The following is a 14,527-nucleotide window of genomic DNA, read 5'->3' on the forward strand; positions in this document are numbered from 1 at the left end:
CGCGCCTGTGAACATACCCGTGGCGGTCCGTGGGGCTCTGCTCGTCTGCGCCAGCGTGAACCTCTTCTTCGCGATGAAGGCGCTGTACCGCATGCGCCGAGCTGGTCCGGGCCACCGAACCGGCCCCGGTCTCGATGCCCTCGACCATGCGCTCGGTACGGTGCTGATCGGCACTCTCGCCGCAGGCGGCGACCACCCGGCCATCGTCTTCGCCGCTCTGACCCTGCTCGGCCCGGTGATTCTCTGGAAGGCTGTCCGCGACGCCCGTGCCCGCCGCGAGGCGAAGGGCCGCACCCCCGCCGAGGCCGGCTGAACCCGGCTAGCCATGCATCAACGGCAGCGCAGCCAGCCGGGGACAAAAGCGCTGGCTACGGAGCCAGGTGACCCGTGGTGCGGCTCAGCCGTTGGCACCGCGCTGCCTGACGCTCGCGTACGGGCGGCTGGCCGGCGATCGGGAGCCCGCACTCGAGCTGCTGCTTCCGCAACTGGGCGAGCCCTACGGCCAGGACAACCCCGCAACCCTGCCGGGGTAGCTGGGTCCAGCGGGCGCCCCGTACGTTGCGCGGCTGCGCGAACTCCTCCCCGTGCACAAGGAGGGCTGGCTTCCGCTCCGTGTCGGTGAGGCACTTTGGCGGATCACCGGACAAGCCGACGAGGTCGTCCCTGTCCTTGTACGGGCGATCGCGCCGTTCGCCGAGCGGGGCGGTGCCTACCGGGCGGTCATTGAGACGGTGAAGCTGCTGGCCGAGATCGGCGCGGACGCCGCCCCGGCGGAGCGCGCCCTGAGAGCGTTTCTGGACACCGACGAGAGGCCCGTCAGGCACGGGACCTGGGGTTCTGTCCCGGAGGACGACGAACTCTGCGATGCCGCGCGCGCCGCACTACTTGCCGTCTCCGCACCCGGCAGCGCTACTGGAGGCCGAGCCGCGGTTGTTGCGACAACTGTCGTCGGTCAGTGAAACTGAACAGTCGTCACCTTATCGCTGGGCATTGAACCTGCGTAGTAGTCACGTTCCTGACCTGGGGGTTGTGCAGGTTGGTTGAGCACTGCGCAGTTTCAGTGATCCTCGGCATGACAGGTCGTTGTGCGTTCCCAGTGAACTCAGTCCTCGTCTCACCCGATCCAGTCGCCCAGTTGCGAAAGACAAGCCGCAGGTGCGCGATGAAACATGTCATGGGCCTGATGAACTGCACTGGTTCGGCGGTGGGCAGCCCGGTAGTGTGGCCGCAGTGGATGTTCCTACGGAACAGGACTCGCCCGGGGTCGGTACGCGCGGCCACGATGGTGTTCTGTAGGGTCGGCTGCCTTACTGATCACGGGGGTAGTCGATGTTCCTTTCCACAGTGCGCGGTGCGGCGGTACTGCTCGGCATAGCGGCATTCGCCGTCTCCTGCGACGCGAACCCGGCCTCCGCGCCGGCCGCCGACGTGTCCGCCTCGTCTGCGGCGTCGCCGTCGTCTCAGGGAGCCACGAGCAAGACGCCCACTGCTCCCGGTAACGGGCCCGCCCCCAGCGCGCTGCCCACGGAGAAGGTCCGAGACGCCTTCGCCGGGCTCCAGGCCACGCTGAACGACTCGTGCACGCCGGGCAACTGTGCCTACTTTCTCGGGCGGGTCTACGACGAGCTCCATCGCATGGACCGCGCGATGAAGGCGGACCCGAAGGGGCCCGGACACTTCCCCGAGCCGATCTCTCTCATCGCGAAGCTCGACACGGAACTCGATGGCGACCACGCCTTCGACAACCTGAAGAAGCACCAGCCCCTGTTGATCGACACCCGGGATAAGATCAACCTCTGGATGCAGGGCCACCCTGACGACTACCGCTGACCGGGCGTGAATAGGGCCGCTCCTACTCTGGCCAGGACCCCAAGCTGAGGTGCCGCCGGTCTTCGCCCACCAGCGCCGGCCCACCCCAGCCTTCCGGTACCCCCAGTCCGCTCGCCCGCACGGCTGGGTTCACTGAGACGGAAGGTCAACCGACTGGGTTCACTGAGTAGACGCCTCCATTTGATGAGAGCGGTCATCACCGGTCTCACTGAAGATTGACGACCGGCCTGTTCGTCTCATCGAAGTTTCACCAGGCGGCCTCAGCGAGCCGGGCTTGGCCGATGACGGCAACGTGCGACCAACGGGTCCGGGTGGCCCGGGGCAGCTCCGGTGCACGTGGTCGCCAGGCTCGCGCCATGCCTAACGATCTCGGTTTCACTTGCTCATGCTGCGGGGACCACCACGCAGAGCTACCCATGAGCTACTCGACCATGGGCCCCGATGTCTGGGATCCAGCTTCGAGAGCGATCCGGTCAGCATGCTGTCGTCCGACCAGTGCGTGATCAAGGGCCAGCACTTCTTCGTCAGGGGGCTGATCGAGATACCTGTGAGCGGCAGCGAGGACGTCTTCTCGTGGGGCGTTTGGGTCTCTCTGAGTAGGGACAACTTCTCCCGCGCCCTTGAGATGTGGAACACGGAGAGCCGCGAGGCGGAGGAGCCGTACTTCGGCTGGCTCAGCACCGAGCTCGCGCTCTACTCCGAGAGCACCATCAATCTGAAGACCCACGCCCACACGCGGCCGGTCGGCAAGAGGCCTTCATCGAGCTGGAGCCCACCGACCACCCGCTCGCCGTCGAACAGCGCACCGGGATCACGCAGGACCGCGTGCGTGAGTTCGCCATGGCTGTGCTGCATCCGGCCTGAGTCACCGCAGGTCAAGGCCTGGCGAGGGCGCGCGGCGGCGGAGGCATTCTGACGGTCTCCTCCGGGACGAAGACGTCGTAGAGCTTGTAGCCGTAGACGTCCATGAACTTGTCGTGCAGCAGGTGGGCCTCGACCCATTTGACGATCGGGTCGGCCTCCTTGGGCCAGTAGCCCACCAATATGTCGCGGCGCGTGACCTCTTTGGCCAGCCAACCAACATGTCCGGACCGTATGGCTCTCCGGACCCACTCCGCGTTGGCCAGAAGCCCGGTAAGGGTGACGATCTAGGGGTGAAAGCGGATGCCGAGGGTCGTGGATGGCGGGGCTGGCTGGCCACGAACGTCACGTGGATGGAGCTGTGCCTCGGCGATCCGCAGCGGCCTGCCGTATGCACGGCTCCCTGGATCTCCTGGGCCTTCACATGCGTTCAACCAGACCTTCAAGCGGTTTCCGTTCCTGCTCACCCCGACCGAACCGAACGCCTGCGCCACATCCTGTGAAGCGTCCCCCTGCCCGTCAACGCAGCATGACTAAGCCTTGATTGGTACGGCCGACCTGGCGGCCTGTTCGATCTTCGCGCAGTAGGCTGCACGGGCTTCCTCGTCGATCTGCTTCTCGTGTTCGGGGCGCACCCCGGTCCGGCCGTCGAGGCCCTCGCGCAGGATATCGGCGTGCCCGGCATGCCGGTTGGACTCGCCCAGGACATGGACCATGATGGCGAACAGGTTCGTGTTGGGATAAGGCTCCGGCCACCACGGCACGTGGCCGGGGGCGTCGAGGGGAAGCTCGTTGATCGTCGCGTCCGAGTGTTCCCACGTGCGCCGGTAGAACCCGAGGATCTGATCGCGGGTCTCGTCCTCCGTCGCCCACAGATCGCTGCCGTTGGAGTCCTGCCACCGGGGCAGCGCTTCCGGGGAAGGGCGGTCGAAGACCTCGCCGAAGTACCTGGCCTCGACGCTGGCCACGTGTTTGACCAGGCCGAGGAGGTTGGTCCCGGTCGCTGTCAAAGGTCGGCGGGCGTCGTATTCGGACAAGCCGTCGAGTTTCCAGAGCAGCGCCTTGCGGTCCCGCCGCAGTCTCCCGTGCAGGTTGTCTTTCGCGAATTCATCGATCATGCGGCATGAGCCTGCCATGGGCTGCTCGTGGCCTCAAGATCCCGTACGTGGTGCGCAACGACCGGCAGAGCCGAGGCCTGGCCATGGCCGCCGCCCTGACCTGCGACAAGAAGCTCGCGAAACTAGCCACGTGAGACAACCTCTAAAAGGGACATGGAGGTGAGACAGAACGACCGTGTTCCGCAACTGAGACGCCCGCAAAAGGCCAGCTCAGCACGTCGGAACGGGACATTCCGAATGCGGGCCTACAGGGGGAGGAACTGGTGTCAGGACCGGATGCCGGCGCACATCGTGGCGGCCGGCACCCTGTACTCCCCCTACTTCATGGAGGAGGTCTCGGCCCGGCTCGGGTGGGCGTGGGAGCCGCGCGAGGTGACCGAGGGCAAGAGGCCGGTCATGGAGATCGCCGGGATCGACCGGCGGCTGATCGGCCGGCAGTCGACCCGGCGTCAGCAGATCGCGGATGCGCTGCCCGCCCTCGTCGCCGACTACGAAGAGAGGCAAGGGCACCCGCCGGGGGAGCGGGCCGCGTACACGCTCAACCGGCAGGCCGCCGACCGGACCCGCCCGCCGAAGCGCAAGGACCCGCGATCCCTGACCGAGCTGCGCGACCTCTGGCGGAAGTCGGCGATCCAGGCGTACGACGCCGACGTCATCGACCGGCTGGCCGAGCGGGCCGGGGCCGCGGCCGCAGCCGTGTGGGCGCGCTTCGCTGCACCAGACCATCGCTGGCGTGCAGAACTCGCCGGACCGCTGCTTCGCGTTCGGCTCTTGCTGCCGTGAGTGAAGTTCTTGACCCTCACGTGGCGTCAGGCTGCATAGTCGGTGCGTGGAAGATCACTGGACCGTGGGACGCGTGGCCGAGCTGGCCGGCGTGAGCGTCCGCACGCTGCATCACTATGACGAGATCGGGCTCGTGCGTCCGTCGGCGAGGACCGCGGCCGGGTACCGGGCCTACTCGGCGGGCGACGTGGAGCGGCTCAGGGAGGTGCTGGCCTACCGGCGGCTGGGCTTTGGGCTGCGGGAGGTCGCGGACCTGGTCGGCGACTCGTCCACCGACGCGGTCGCGCACCTGCGCCGACTGCGCGGCCTGCTACTGGAGCGGCGTGATCGCGCTGACGCCATGGTGGCGGCCATCAATAGGGAACTTGAGGCACGGGCGAAGGGACTGAAGGTGACACCGGAGGAGCAACTGGAGATGCTCGGTGCACGGCTGTACGACGCGATCGGCGGCGCTTACACCGCGACGCGGCGTACCGAGCCGCGGATCGCCGCCCAGATCTTGGACGCGCTCGGGGACGCGCAGACGGTGCTGAACGTCGGGGCCGGCACCGGCTCCTACGAGCCTGCTGATCGCGACGTGACCGCGGTGGAGCCATCGGGGGTGATGCGGGGGCAGCGGCCTGCCGGCTCGGCGCCGTGCGTGGCCGCCGCCGCGGAGAGCCTTCCGTTCGAGGACCACTCCTTCGACGTCGCGATGGCCGTTTCCACCGTTCACCACTGGGGTGACCCGATAGCGGGGCTGCGCGAGATGCGGCGCGTGGCCCGCCGCGTGGTGGTGCTCACGTTCGACACCGACGAGCCCGGATGGCAGAACCGGTTCTGGCTTACCCGCGACTACTTGCCCGAGTTCGCCGCCGTCCTCGCAGAGTTTCCCTCGCTTGCTGGGATGGCCGACGCGATCGGCGCGCGCACTGAGCCGGTGCCCGTCCCGTGGGACTGCGCTGACGGCCTGTTCGAGGCGTACTGGCGCCGACCGGAGGCCTATCTGGAGGATCACGTACGCCGTGCGATGTCGGTATGGACGAAGGTCGGGCCGGAGGCCGAGCAGCGGGCGGTACGAAGCCTCAGCGACGACCTCGAGTCCGGCCGGTGGGTCGAGCGCAACAGCGACCTCGCCGACCTCGACGCGGCAGACCTCGGCCTCCGCCTGCTCATCGCTTGAACCGCGTCGCAGCGTCAGCGCGATGGCGGCACGTCACGGTAGAGCCCCCGCAAGACAGACCTCCTGCCACTCGATTCGCTCGCCTAACAAGTCGAAGAACGTGCAGTTAACACGCCAGCCGTGTGCGCGGACCCGTCTGGGAAGGAGCCCAGGTCACAGGCGTAGGCCGCGGCGGGGCGGCGGGTGTGTCCATGGGGATCCGTCCTGGTGGGAGGCCTGCCCTCCGATAGAATAGAACATACGTCCGAGCTTCCTCCTGACCTGCCGCGCCTGCGCACCGTGGTCACCTACCTGCGCGCCGAGCTCGACCGGGCCGAGCGGGCCTTGAGCAGCGCGGAGGAGCGTGAGGCCCTCGCCGCGCGCCGAGCGCTGGCCGAGCAAGTACCCGCCTGCCCGCACTGCCGGCCCGACGTGGCCCTCGGAGTGCTGGAGTGAGCGGGTACCGGCAGGGTGGAGTGATGAGCCCAGGCCTGCGCGTGATCGTCTACCCACCCGACGCCCAGGGCGGCCGCCGTGTCCGCTGCGACGGCGAAATCCTCGGCCGCGCCCTGGGCCCCGGGGATCTTCTGGAGTTCCTGCGGCGGGCCGGCCTAGACCAGGATGACGTCCGCTTGGACGACGTGGGCCTGATCGAGTGGCGCGGCGGCGGACCGGCCGTCTGGATCCCGGCCACCGGCGAGGAGTGAGAGCAGCAGCGGGACAAAGCCCTCGGCGTACCTGAGGCTCCAGCAGCATTGCCAGGGCCTCAGCCCTCTCTGTCAGTCACTGCAATCTTTGCGGTGCCATCGGGCCCACAGTCGGGTGACGAGCCAGATGATGGCGGCGACGATGACGCCAGCAACGATGGGCCCGGGGTGCATCCCTTATCTGGGGGCAGTAGGTTCGGCCGTACGGGGTGCGGCCTTGGCCATTCAGGGCCGCGACGGAGGCCGCGCCCCGACACACGGCCCCACGGAATGTGAGAGAACCGGCAATCGGCGCCCCGGCGCCCACGCCGCAGGCAGCGCCGACCTGGTCAGACCGCTTGCGTCGCGCGTGTCGGCGATCTGCCCGGCATCGAGGTCCCGTGCGGCAACGAGCCGCCCTGCCAGCGCCTGCGCCGCGCCGGCTCTGGAGTAGCAGCCGCCCCCAGGGCGGCGGGGCGTAGCAGGCCAGGGTGAACATTTCGTTGAGCTTCCGGCCGCCTGTCTCATTGTCAGTTCCGTCGATGAGCCTGGCCGAGAACCTGTTTCCCGGGGCGGCAGCGACGCCCCCAGCCCCGACCAGTGCGTCCCCGGCTGCGGCAACACCGTCCGCACCGACCAGCACGCCACCTGGCTCCGCTGGCGCGCCGACGACCTCGACCGCAAAGCCGCCCACGTCCCCGGCCCCCTGGCCGAACGCCGACATGCCACCGCCACCGCCACCGCCACCGCCACACGCCTGCGCGAGCTGGCCGACGAACACGACCGCACCCGCTTCACCCTCCAGGAGAACCTCGCGTGAGCCCCGCCCCCAACGAACGCGACCGTGTCCGCGCAGCCATGGACCGCATCCTCGCCGGCACCCCCGAACGCTCCAACGGAGCGCTGACCATCGTCGCTCACGAGTTCTACGGACACGCCAAAGCCCGCTCGCGGACGCGGTCGTGGACGGTCGAAGTACGCGTCAGCTGACCCGAAGACCGACCGCCAGCGTCAGTTCAAGGACCCGGTTTGGCGATGCGAGATCCGGAAACAGCTCCCGTAGCTGCGACATCCGGTACCGGACCGTCTGGGGATGGACGAACAACGCCGCCGCCACCTCGTCCCGCCTGCCCTGGTGCAGCAGCCACGCTCGCAACGTCTCCTCCAGCCGCCGTGCCGTCGCGACAGGCAAGGTCCGCAACGGTGCGAGGGCTCGGGCACGCAGGTCTGCGAACGCGTCCACGTCGGCGCTCAGCACCAGCTCGGGCAGGTGGTCCTCGGTGTCGCGAATATCAGAGGAGAGGGAGCGCGCGCGTACGGCTCGTGCGTACGAGGCGGACGCACGAGTCCATGGCCGGGCCGGGCCGACCACGGCGGTGCGGTCGGTCAGCTGCCGCAAGAGATGTGATCGGTCGGCATCGGGGACGAGCAGCACACCGGTGGCGTCCGGCAGATCGTCGAGGACGAGGGTGCTCGGGTCGAGCGCGCGGTAGGCGGGCCGGGCCTGGGCGGCGGGCAGCAGGACCGCGGTCAGCGAAACCGGAGGCTGCCACCCGGCCCGTTGAACAGAGGCCAGCAGCACGTCCGGGCTCGCGCCGGCGAGGAGGTCGCGGGCCAGGTGTTCCAGGTGGCGCTCGTGGGCCCTGCCCCGGGCGGCCAGTTCGTCGGCGTGGCCCGCGGCGCTCGCGGCAGAGAGCTCGTCGATGTAGGCGAAGGTCAGCTCGGCGAACTTGGCGACCTCGGCGGCGGGCAGACCTACGGGTACGGCACCCGCTGCCAGGCATCGCCAGGCCACGCGGGCGCCGACGCGGTAGGCGCTGAGTAGGGCGTCCATCGAACGGCCGTCGCGCACCTCGCCGCGGCCCAGCTCGTAGGCTGCGTCACCGGCGTCGCCGCCTGTGGCCTTCCCGCTCGCGAGGTCCAGGTAGTGCCCCAGGGCGGTACGGACGGCTCGGCGGATGGTGGCGCCCATGCGGCCCGAAAGGGCGTTGGCGTAGGGAGGGACCTCGTCGATGATCGCCTGGACGACCTCGTCGGCGGTGGTCTTCAGCGCGGCCCGAAGTGCGATGACCGTCGTCTCGTCCAGGGCCAGTTCGCTGGCCCTCCGGATTGCATGGCTCACGTTTTTGTTCCCTACGAACAATTCAGCCGACCAGATTTACGTCCTGCGGTCAGGACTTTACGCCTTGAGGCGCAGCAAGCTGGAGCCATGACGAGTACAGCCCTCCGCAGCAGGGCGTGGAAACTGCTGGAGATGGTCACGACGCCGCTGCTGCCGTCGGACTACCTCGATCTGGTCAGTCCGCTGCGTGCGGGCGCTGACCTGCGTGGGCGCATCGAGGCCGTGCACCCCGAGACGGGTGACGCCGCGACCATCGTGATCAGGCCGGGACGGGGCTGGCGCGGCCACACAGCCGGTCAGTACGTGCGGATCGGGCTCGACGTCGACGGGGTGCGCCTGTGGCGTGCCTACTCCATCACCTCGCCCACAAACCGCCAGGACGGCCGCGTCACGATCACCGTGAAGGCGATCCCGGACGGCAAGGTCAGCAACCACCTGGTCCGCAGGGCGAAACCGGGCACGCTGGTCCAGCTCGACCAGCCGACCGGTGACTTCGTGCTGCCGCAGGCCAAGCCCGCCAAGGTGCTCTACCTGACGGCCGGCAGCGGCATCACGCCCGTGATGGGCATGCTGCGCGACATCGAGTTCGACGACGTCGTCATGGTCCACTGCGCGCCACAGCCGCAAGACGTCATCTTCCGCAACGAACTGCACGACCTGGTCGCGGACAAGAAGCTGCGGCTCACCGAGGTGCACACCGACACAGACGGCATGCTCGACATCGCCCGTCTCGACGAACTCGTGCCCGACTGGGCCGAGCGCGAGACCTGGGCTTGCGGGCCCGCGGGCCTGCTCGACGCCGCCGAAGAGCACTGGACCGAGCACGGCGTACAAGAGCGCCTGCATACCGAACGCTTCCGCCCCAGCATCGTCGTCGCCGGCGACGGCGGCGAGGTCACGTTCAGCGCCACCGGCAAGACCGTCGACGCGGACGGCGCCACGCCGTTGCTGGACATCGGCGAGGAGGCCGGCGTGCTCATGCCCTCCGGGTGCCGCATGGGCATCTGCTTCGGCTGCATCACGCCGCTCAAGGCGGGCGCCGTCCGCGACCTGCGCACCGGCGAGATCACCGAGGCCGAGCCGGGCGTCCTCATCCAGACCTGCGTGTCCGCCGCGGCGGGCCCCTGCGACATCGAACGGTAGGAGCACCTTGACCGCCATCGACCCCACCGCCCACCTGACCGCGGAGCAGATCGAGGAGCTTGGCCGCGAGCTGGACGCGATCCGCGACGAGGTGATCGCCAGCCGCGGCGAGAAAGACGCCGCCTACATCCGTAAGGTCATCTCGGCGCAGCGCAAGCTCGAGCTGGTCAGCAGGGGCGTGCTGCTGTTCTCGATCTTCCCGCCCGCGTGGCTGCTCGGCACCGCCGGTCTGTCCGTGGCGAAGATCATGGACAACATGGAGATCGGCCACAACGTCCTGCACGGCCAGTGGGACTGGATGCGAGACCCGAAGATTCACTCCACCACCTGGGAGTGGGATCACGTCTCGCCGTCCGAGCAGTGGAAGCACTCGCACAACGAGCTGCACCACACGTACACCAACGTGATCGGCAAGGACAACGACCTCGGCTACGGCATCATGCGCGTCGACGAGGACCAGAAGTGGCACCCGTTCCACCTCGGCCAGCCGCTGTGGAACTTCATCAACGCCTGTTTCTTCGAGTACGGCATCGCAGCCTACGACCTGGAGCTCGCCAAGAACCTGCACAAGCGCCGCCGCAAGAACCCGGAGTTCCGCGCGCGGGCCAAGGCCGTGGGCCGCAAGATCCGCAAGCAGGTGCTCAAGGACTACGTGATCCACCCGCTGCTGTCGGGCCCGTCGTTCCTCACCACGCTCGCCGCCACGTTCACCGCGAACCTGGTCCGCAACATCTGGTCCCATTCGGTGATCATGTGCGGGCACTTCCCCGAGGGCGTACAGGTCTTCGAGCGCCGGTCGATCAAGGGCGAGACGCGCGGCCAGTGGTACCTGCGCCAGATGATGGGCTCGGCGAACATCAGCGGCAGCAGGGCCATGCACTTCATGACCGGCAACCTGTCGCACCAGATCGAGCACCACCTGTTCCCGGACCTGCCGAGCAACCGGTACGCCGAGGTCGCGGTGAAGGTGCGCGCGCTGTTCGAGAAGTATGAGCTGGAGTACGTCACCGGGCCGCTGCCCAAGCAGGTGTTCTCCGCGTGGCACAAGGTCTTCCGGCTCTCGCTGCCGAACAAGAAGCCCAAGGTCAAAACGCCGGACCGCGAGCAGGAGCTCGTCGCGGCCTGATTCCCGGTACTGGTTCAGATCTTTCGGCCGTACCGGCGGCACCGCCGGTTTCGGTGAGATCCGTTGCGGACGGTGGGCGGCCGCGCCATCAGACCGTACGGCACGGGATCCGGGCAACCCGGTGTCCGGCTGCGCCGCCTGGACGTGCGCCAGGAGCTCAGCGCACAGCCCCGGCGGTTTGCCGGACGGGCGGGCGGGCTGGGTGGAAGGCATGGGCTGTGACGCGGACTCTGCCGGAACCGATGCTCGCCGCCCCTGTGTCCGACCCTGCGCTGCTGCCGGGGCGGGCGGGTAAGCCGAAGTGGGACGGGTTTAGGGCTCTCGTCTCCGTCGCCGCGGGCCGGGTGGTGCTGCGCTCCAGGCGCGGCACCGAGATGGCGGCGGCGTTTGCCGAGATCGTGGCTGGGGCCGCTCCGCGGTCGGCGGCGGGTTCGCCGCGGCCGGCCCTGGAGCGCGGTCGCGGTGAGCGGGGCCGCGGCGCGCCTGGACCAGTGGCGGGCTGTGCGGGCCTGGCTCCAGTGGCAGCAGCGGCAGGTCGAGGAAAAAATCCTCGGCCTGGAGGCGGAGCTCGCCGCCGAGCAGTCCCGCCGGCCGCCCCCGCTCCGCCGGACTGGAAGGTCGAGTCGATCCGGACGGCGGCCGGGCCCAGTCCGCTGAGGGTCCACGTCGGCGACTGCATCATGGGCAACGGCAAGCAAGCCAGTCGATCGCGACCAGGCCCGCCGCATGCCCGCCGACAACGTCGAGGCCTGCCCCTACTGCAGCCCCGACAACGCTTTCGGCCTCCTGGACTGACCGGACGCCGCCCCCTGGCCGATCCGCCGGGCAAAGGGAGGCACGGCCGAATTTACACCGGCGTGCTTGCGGAGCACCTGGTCCTGTCCGGCTCGCGGTCTAGCGGGTGAGCGCCTGGGGCGCGCAGGGGTCGTGCTTGTCCTGGAGTGGTGATGCGGTCGGTGTCGGTGAGGGGCTGGGCGTGGGGGTGGGGCTCGGGGTCGGCCCGGCGCTCGGTGTGGGCGAGGCTTGTGGCGAGGAGCTGGCGGCGGGCCCGCTCGGGAAGCCGAAGACCGGCCGCACGGAGTTGGGCGGCCAGGGGATGATGGCCTCGGGCTTGACGGCGAAGGCGGCCTGCTGGACGGCACCGAGGCCTTGGAGGCCTGCTCGGGGGATGAGCTGCTCGACGCCTTTGGCCCGGCAGTCGCCGGGTGTGCCGAGGATGGAGTCCCCCGTCAGGACAACGGTCGTCGCCAGCGTGGCCACCGCGACCGCTGCGGCCAGCGGACGTAACGCTGGCCGCAGCGCAAGGCCTTCGCCCTGCCGCCGCCACGATCTGCTCGAGCCGGCTTGTGAGCCCTTCCCCGCGGGTGCCCTGCGGACCTGTTGGGCCCTCTCCCGGGCTCGGCGCAGGAGTTCATCGGCATCCTTCTGGGCCTGGGCGCGCATCCGCACCGCGTCGGCCTCCGCGCTCGCGCGGATCCGTCCTGCTTCCGCCCGGGCGTCCTCGCGGACGGCTTCGGCTTCCTGCACGGCATCGTCCAGGATCTGCCGCACCGTGGCACGTAGGCGCTTGCTGGCCGGCTGGGCTTGGCGCTGGAGCAGTTTGACGTCGCGCCAGCGGCTGCGCCATTCGTCCGCGACGGCGACGTCGGCCTGGGACCCGGCAGCAGACTCCTGATCTGAACGCCGAAGAGTGGTGAGGACCCGAACGAACTCGAGCAGCGCCTCCAGGGAGGCGAACCGCCTGCCGGACAACATCTCGTTGAGGCCGGCCTTGGTCAGCCTCGGCCTCACCGAGGCACTCGCCATGATCGCGTAGGACGGCGCACCGTGCTCGATGTGGAGCCGGTTCAGCTCCTGCGTGAACTCCCGCAGAGCATCCTCGAACGCAGTGATGACGCTGCCGTCTTGCGGCTCGATCCCGGGATCTGTCTGAGTCACCGGATCACCCCCCTTGTCCGGAAACCAACGCTAGAGGGGCCCGGCGCCGTACGTACACGGAATCTTGCGAACGTTGTTGCACGACGGACGGCGTTCGAGGTCAGGACGGTTTCACCTGCACCGCGACCGGTGCTGTCCGGGTCCATGCGGGCCCGTACAGATCACTAGGAACCCGCCCCGGCAACCGCTCTCCTGGAGACATGACCCACACCGACGCGACACCCCAGAGCCGCCCCGCACAGCCTGCCGCCCGCTCGGAACCGGCCGCGCCGCCGGAGGCGGACCGGTACAGCCACCGCGACAGCATCGTGCTGATCGCCCTCCTCGCCACCTGCGCCGGCGTCTACCTCACCGTCGGGGACACCGGCTTCGCCGGCATCATCAGCGCCGTCACCGGCCTCTACGGCGCCTGGCGCACGCGCCGCTGACCGACCGCGAGACCAGGCCTGGTCCCGCCCCGGCAGCTGCTGGCCGGCAGCAGAGAAGGCCTGCTAGTGCCGGATCAGGCAACGTTTGCCCTGTTGTGATGTGACGCGCCGTCCGGGTGCTGTGCCGGGCGGCGCGTGACGGTCACCCTGTCGGGGTGGCAGAACGAGTACGCGTGCACGAGATCGATGACGACGAGGGAAGGCGGCTGCTGCGGATCATCCGCAGGGGCACCGGGTCGGTGGTGACCTGGCGGCGGGCCCAGATGGTGTTGCTGTCCGCGCAGGGCATGCCGGTGGCGAAGATCGCCGAGGTGTCGTTCACCAGTGATGACCGGGTCCGGGATGTGATCCACAACTTCAATACGGACGGCTTCGACTCGCTGTATCCGAAGTACTCCGGCGGCCGGCCCAAGACGTTCACACTGCCTGAACGCCGCGAGATCAAGAAGATCGCGAAGTCCAAGCCGACCGAGCACGACCTGCCGTTCTCGACCTGGAGCCTGACCAAGCTGGCGGACTTCCTGGTCGCCGAGGGGGTGGTCGACGACATCAGCCACGAGGGCCTGCGCATCCTGCTCCGCGAGGAAGGCGTCTCCTTTCAACGCCTGAAGACCTGGAAGACCTCCCGCGACCCCGACTACGCGGCCTAGAAGGCCCGCGTCGAGCACCTGTATGCGATCGCCGACGGCGAGGTCATACCCGAGGACGGCGAGCCCGAAGTCATCTTCTGCATGGACGAGTTCGGCCCGCTCAACCTGATGCCCCACCCCGGACGGCAATGGGCCGAGCGCGGCGGCAAGCACAAGGACCCCGACCGCGAACCGCGACGACGGCGGCGGGCCACCTACAACCGCTACGGCGGAGTGCGACATCTGTTCGCCGCACTCGACCTGGCCAAAGACAAGCTCTACGGCCACATCAAACCGATCAAGCGACGCACCCAGTTCCTGGAGTTCTGCCGCTACCTGCGCAGCCTCTACTCGCCCGAGGTCCGGATCGCGATCGTGAGTGACAACTTCTCCCCGCACCTGACCACGAAGAGGTGCCAGCGCGTCGGCACCTGGGCTGCGGCGAACAACGTCGAGATGGCCTACACCCCGACCAACAGCTCCTGGCTTAACCGCATCGAGGCCCAGTTCACGGCCCTGCGCTACTTCACCCTCGACGGCACGGACCACGCCGATCACAAAGAGCAGGGCAGCATGATCCGCCGCTACATCATCTGGCGAAACCGCCACGCCGATGACCGGCGCCTACGCGCCGTCGTCGACAGGGCAAACGTTGCCTGATCCGGCACTAGTGTCCTGCGCCAGTAGTTGATCGTTAGTTGCTGTGTGACTTCTGCTGCTGG

The 14,527-nt window shown here is 68.7% G+C and carries 17 protein-coding genes and 3 pseudogenes; 16 read left to right on the forward strand and 4 right to left on the reverse strand.

Annotated elements, in window-relative coordinates; translation table 11 throughout:
• Positions 1 to 7: 7 nt before the first annotated feature.
• The 5 genes from ACFWBF_RS18200 to ACFWBF_RS18220 all read left to right on the forward strand — a co-directional run bounded on the left by ACFWBF_RS18200 (position 8) and on the right by ACFWBF_RS18220 (position 2,746).
• Complete coding sequence (locus ACFWBF_RS18200; RefSeq protein ID WP_385602380.1) at positions 8 to 313, forward strand: hypothetical protein; 306 nt, start codon at positions 8 to 10, stop codon at positions 311 to 313.
• A 67-nt stretch (positions 314 to 380) separates the two neighbouring features.
• Positions 381 to 533 carry a hypothetical protein gene (locus ACFWBF_RS18205; protein ID WP_385602387.1) on the forward strand — a complete coding sequence of 51 codons (153 nt, stop codon included), beginning with the start codon at positions 381 to 383 and terminating at the stop codon, positions 531 to 533.
• A gap of 51 nt (positions 534 to 584) precedes the next feature.
• Positions 585 to 959: a hypothetical protein gene (locus ACFWBF_RS18210; RefSeq protein WP_385602390.1), complete on the forward strand. Its 375-nt coding sequence runs from the start codon at positions 585 to 587 to the stop codon at positions 957 to 959.
• A 370-nt stretch (positions 960 to 1,329) separates the two neighbouring features.
• Positions 1,330 to 1,830: a hypothetical protein gene (locus ACFWBF_RS18215; protein ID WP_385602393.1), complete on the forward strand. Its 501-nt coding sequence runs from the start codon at positions 1,330 to 1,332 to the stop codon at positions 1,828 to 1,830.
• A 478-nt stretch (positions 1,831 to 2,308) separates the two neighbouring features.
• A complete protein-coding gene (locus ACFWBF_RS18220; RefSeq protein ID WP_385602395.1) occupies positions 2,309 to 2,746 on the forward strand; it encodes a DUF2199 domain-containing protein in 438 nt (145 codons plus the stop codon).
• Here ACFWBF_RS18220 and ACFWBF_RS18225 read toward each other — a convergent pair.
• Both ACFWBF_RS18225 and ACFWBF_RS18230 read right to left on the reverse strand, forming a co-directional pair.
• Positions 2,706 to 2,870 (reverse strand): hypothetical protein, encoded by a 165-nt coding sequence (locus tag ACFWBF_RS18225; RefSeq protein WP_385602398.1) that lies wholly within the window; start codon positions 2,868 to 2,870, stop codon positions 2,706 to 2,708. The genes ACFWBF_RS18220 and ACFWBF_RS18225 overlap by 41 nt on opposite strands.
• Positions 2,871 to 3,224: 354 nt before the next feature.
• On the reverse strand, positions 3,225 to 3,809 hold the full coding sequence (locus ACFWBF_RS18230) for a DinB family protein (protein WP_385602401.1): 585 nt from the start codon (positions 3,807 to 3,809) through the stop codon (positions 3,225 to 3,227).
• 5 nt (positions 3,810 to 3,814) lie between these two features.
• On the opposite strand from ACFWBF_RS18230, the gene ACFWBF_RS18235 reads away from it, so the two are divergent.
• From ACFWBF_RS18235 to ACFWBF_RS18260, 6 genes and pseudogenes are all read left to right on the forward strand, one after another.
• The gene (locus ACFWBF_RS18235; RefSeq protein WP_385602404.1) at positions 3,815 to 3,943 is read left to right on the forward strand and encodes a hypothetical protein; all 129 of its coding nucleotides are present in this window, start codon (positions 3,815 to 3,817) and stop codon (positions 3,941 to 3,943) included.
• A 145-nt stretch (positions 3,944 to 4,088) separates the two neighbouring features.
• Positions 4,089 to 4,517 (forward strand): annotated as a pseudogene (locus ACFWBF_RS18240) (relaxase domain-containing protein); the annotation flags it as partial.
• A 139-nt stretch (positions 4,518 to 4,656) separates the two neighbouring features.
• Entirely contained in the window at positions 4,657 to 5,754 is a 1,098-nt protein-coding gene (locus tag ACFWBF_RS18245; RefSeq protein WP_385602436.1) for a MerR family DNA-binding transcriptional regulator, read from the forward strand.
• Positions 5,755 to 6,033: 279 nt separating this feature from the next.
• The gene (locus tag ACFWBF_RS18250; RefSeq protein ID WP_385602407.1) at positions 6,034 to 6,189 is read left to right on the forward strand and encodes a DUF6233 domain-containing protein; all 156 of its coding nucleotides are present in this window, start codon (positions 6,034 to 6,036) and stop codon (positions 6,187 to 6,189) included.
• A gap of 23 nt (positions 6,190 to 6,212) precedes the next feature.
• The gene (locus ACFWBF_RS18255) at positions 6,213 to 6,440 is read left to right on the forward strand and encodes a hypothetical protein (RefSeq protein ID WP_385602410.1); all 228 of its coding nucleotides are present in this window, start codon (positions 6,213 to 6,215) and stop codon (positions 6,438 to 6,440) included.
• 795 nt (positions 6,441 to 7,235) lie between these two features.
• Entirely contained in the window at positions 7,236 to 7,409 is a 174-nt protein-coding gene (locus tag ACFWBF_RS18260; RefSeq protein ID WP_385602413.1) for a hypothetical protein, read from the forward strand.
• Here ACFWBF_RS18260 and ACFWBF_RS18265 read toward each other — a convergent pair.
• On the reverse strand, positions 7,402 to 8,541 hold the full coding sequence (locus ACFWBF_RS18265; RefSeq protein WP_385602416.1) for a PucR family transcriptional regulator: 1,140 nt from the start codon (positions 8,539 to 8,541) through the stop codon (positions 7,402 to 7,404). The genes ACFWBF_RS18260 and ACFWBF_RS18265 overlap by 8 nt on opposite strands.
• Before the next feature lie 87 nt (positions 8,542 to 8,628).
• On the opposite strand from ACFWBF_RS18265, the gene ACFWBF_RS18270 reads away from it, so the two are divergent.
• The 3 genes and pseudogenes from ACFWBF_RS18270 to ACFWBF_RS18280 all read left to right on the forward strand — a co-directional run.
• Entirely contained in the window at positions 8,629 to 9,684 is a 1,056-nt protein-coding gene (locus tag ACFWBF_RS18270) for a ferredoxin reductase (RefSeq protein ID WP_385602419.1), read from the forward strand.
• Between the two features lie 7 nt (positions 9,685 to 9,691).
• Positions 9,692 to 10,810: a fatty acid desaturase family protein gene (locus ACFWBF_RS18275; protein WP_385602422.1), complete on the forward strand. Its 1,119-nt coding sequence runs from the start codon at positions 9,692 to 9,694 to the stop codon at positions 10,808 to 10,810.
• 699 nt (positions 10,811 to 11,509) lie between these two features.
• Positions 11,510 to 11,605, forward strand: a pseudogene (locus ACFWBF_RS18280) (DUF6233 domain-containing protein); the annotation flags it as partial.
• 99 nt (positions 11,606 to 11,704) lie between these two features.
• Here the strand turns inward: ACFWBF_RS18280 and ACFWBF_RS18285 are convergent.
• A complete protein-coding gene (locus ACFWBF_RS18285; protein WP_385602424.1) occupies positions 11,705 to 12,748 on the reverse strand; it encodes a hypothetical protein in 1,044 nt (347 codons plus the stop codon).
• 200 nt (positions 12,749 to 12,948) lie between these two features.
• Between ACFWBF_RS18285 and ACFWBF_RS18290 the strand changes: the two genes are divergently transcribed.
• Positions 12,949 to 13,176: a hypothetical protein gene (locus ACFWBF_RS18290; RefSeq protein WP_385602427.1), complete on the forward strand. Its 228-nt coding sequence runs from the start codon at positions 12,949 to 12,951 to the stop codon at positions 13,174 to 13,176.
• A gap of 155 nt (positions 13,177 to 13,331) precedes the next feature.
• Positions 13,332 to 14,465 (forward strand): annotated as a pseudogene (locus ACFWBF_RS18295) (IS630 family transposase).
• The last annotated feature ends 62 nt before the right edge of the window (positions 14,466 to 14,527 follow it).

The sequence above is a fragment of the Streptomyces sp. NPDC060028 genome, from assembly GCF_042736725.1.
In the GTDB taxonomy this organism is placed as follows: Bacteria; Actinomycetota; Actinomycetes; order Streptomycetales; family Streptomycetaceae; genus Streptomyces.

Bases quoted from the DNA above. Each gene is read 5' to 3' on its own strand.
- ACFWBF_RS18215 (WP_385602393.1), top strand. From the start codon at position 1,330: ATGTTCCTTTCCACAGTGCGCGGTGCGGCGGTACTGCTCGGCATAGCG.
- ACFWBF_RS18220 (WP_385602395.1), top strand. From the start codon at position 2,309: ATGCTGTCGTCCGACCAGTGCGTGATCAAGGGCCAGCACTTCTTCGTC.
- ACFWBF_RS18230 (WP_385602401.1), bottom strand. From the start codon at position 3,809: ATGATCGATGAATTCGCGAAAGACAACCTGCACGGGAGACTGCGGCGG.
- ACFWBF_RS18235 (WP_385602404.1), top strand. From the start codon at position 3,815: ATGAGCCTGCCATGGGCTGCTCGTGGCCTCAAGATCCCGTACGTGGTG.
- ACFWBF_RS18255 (WP_385602410.1), top strand. From the start codon at position 6,213: ATGAGCCCAGGCCTGCGCGTGATCGTCTACCCACCCGACGCCCAGGGC.
- ACFWBF_RS18270 (WP_385602419.1), top strand. From the start codon at position 8,629: ATGACGAGTACAGCCCTCCGCAGCAGGGCGTGGAAACTGCTGGAGATG.
- ACFWBF_RS18290 (WP_385602427.1), top strand. From the start codon at position 12,949: ATGACCCACACCGACGCGACACCCCAGAGCCGCCCCGCACAGCCTGCC.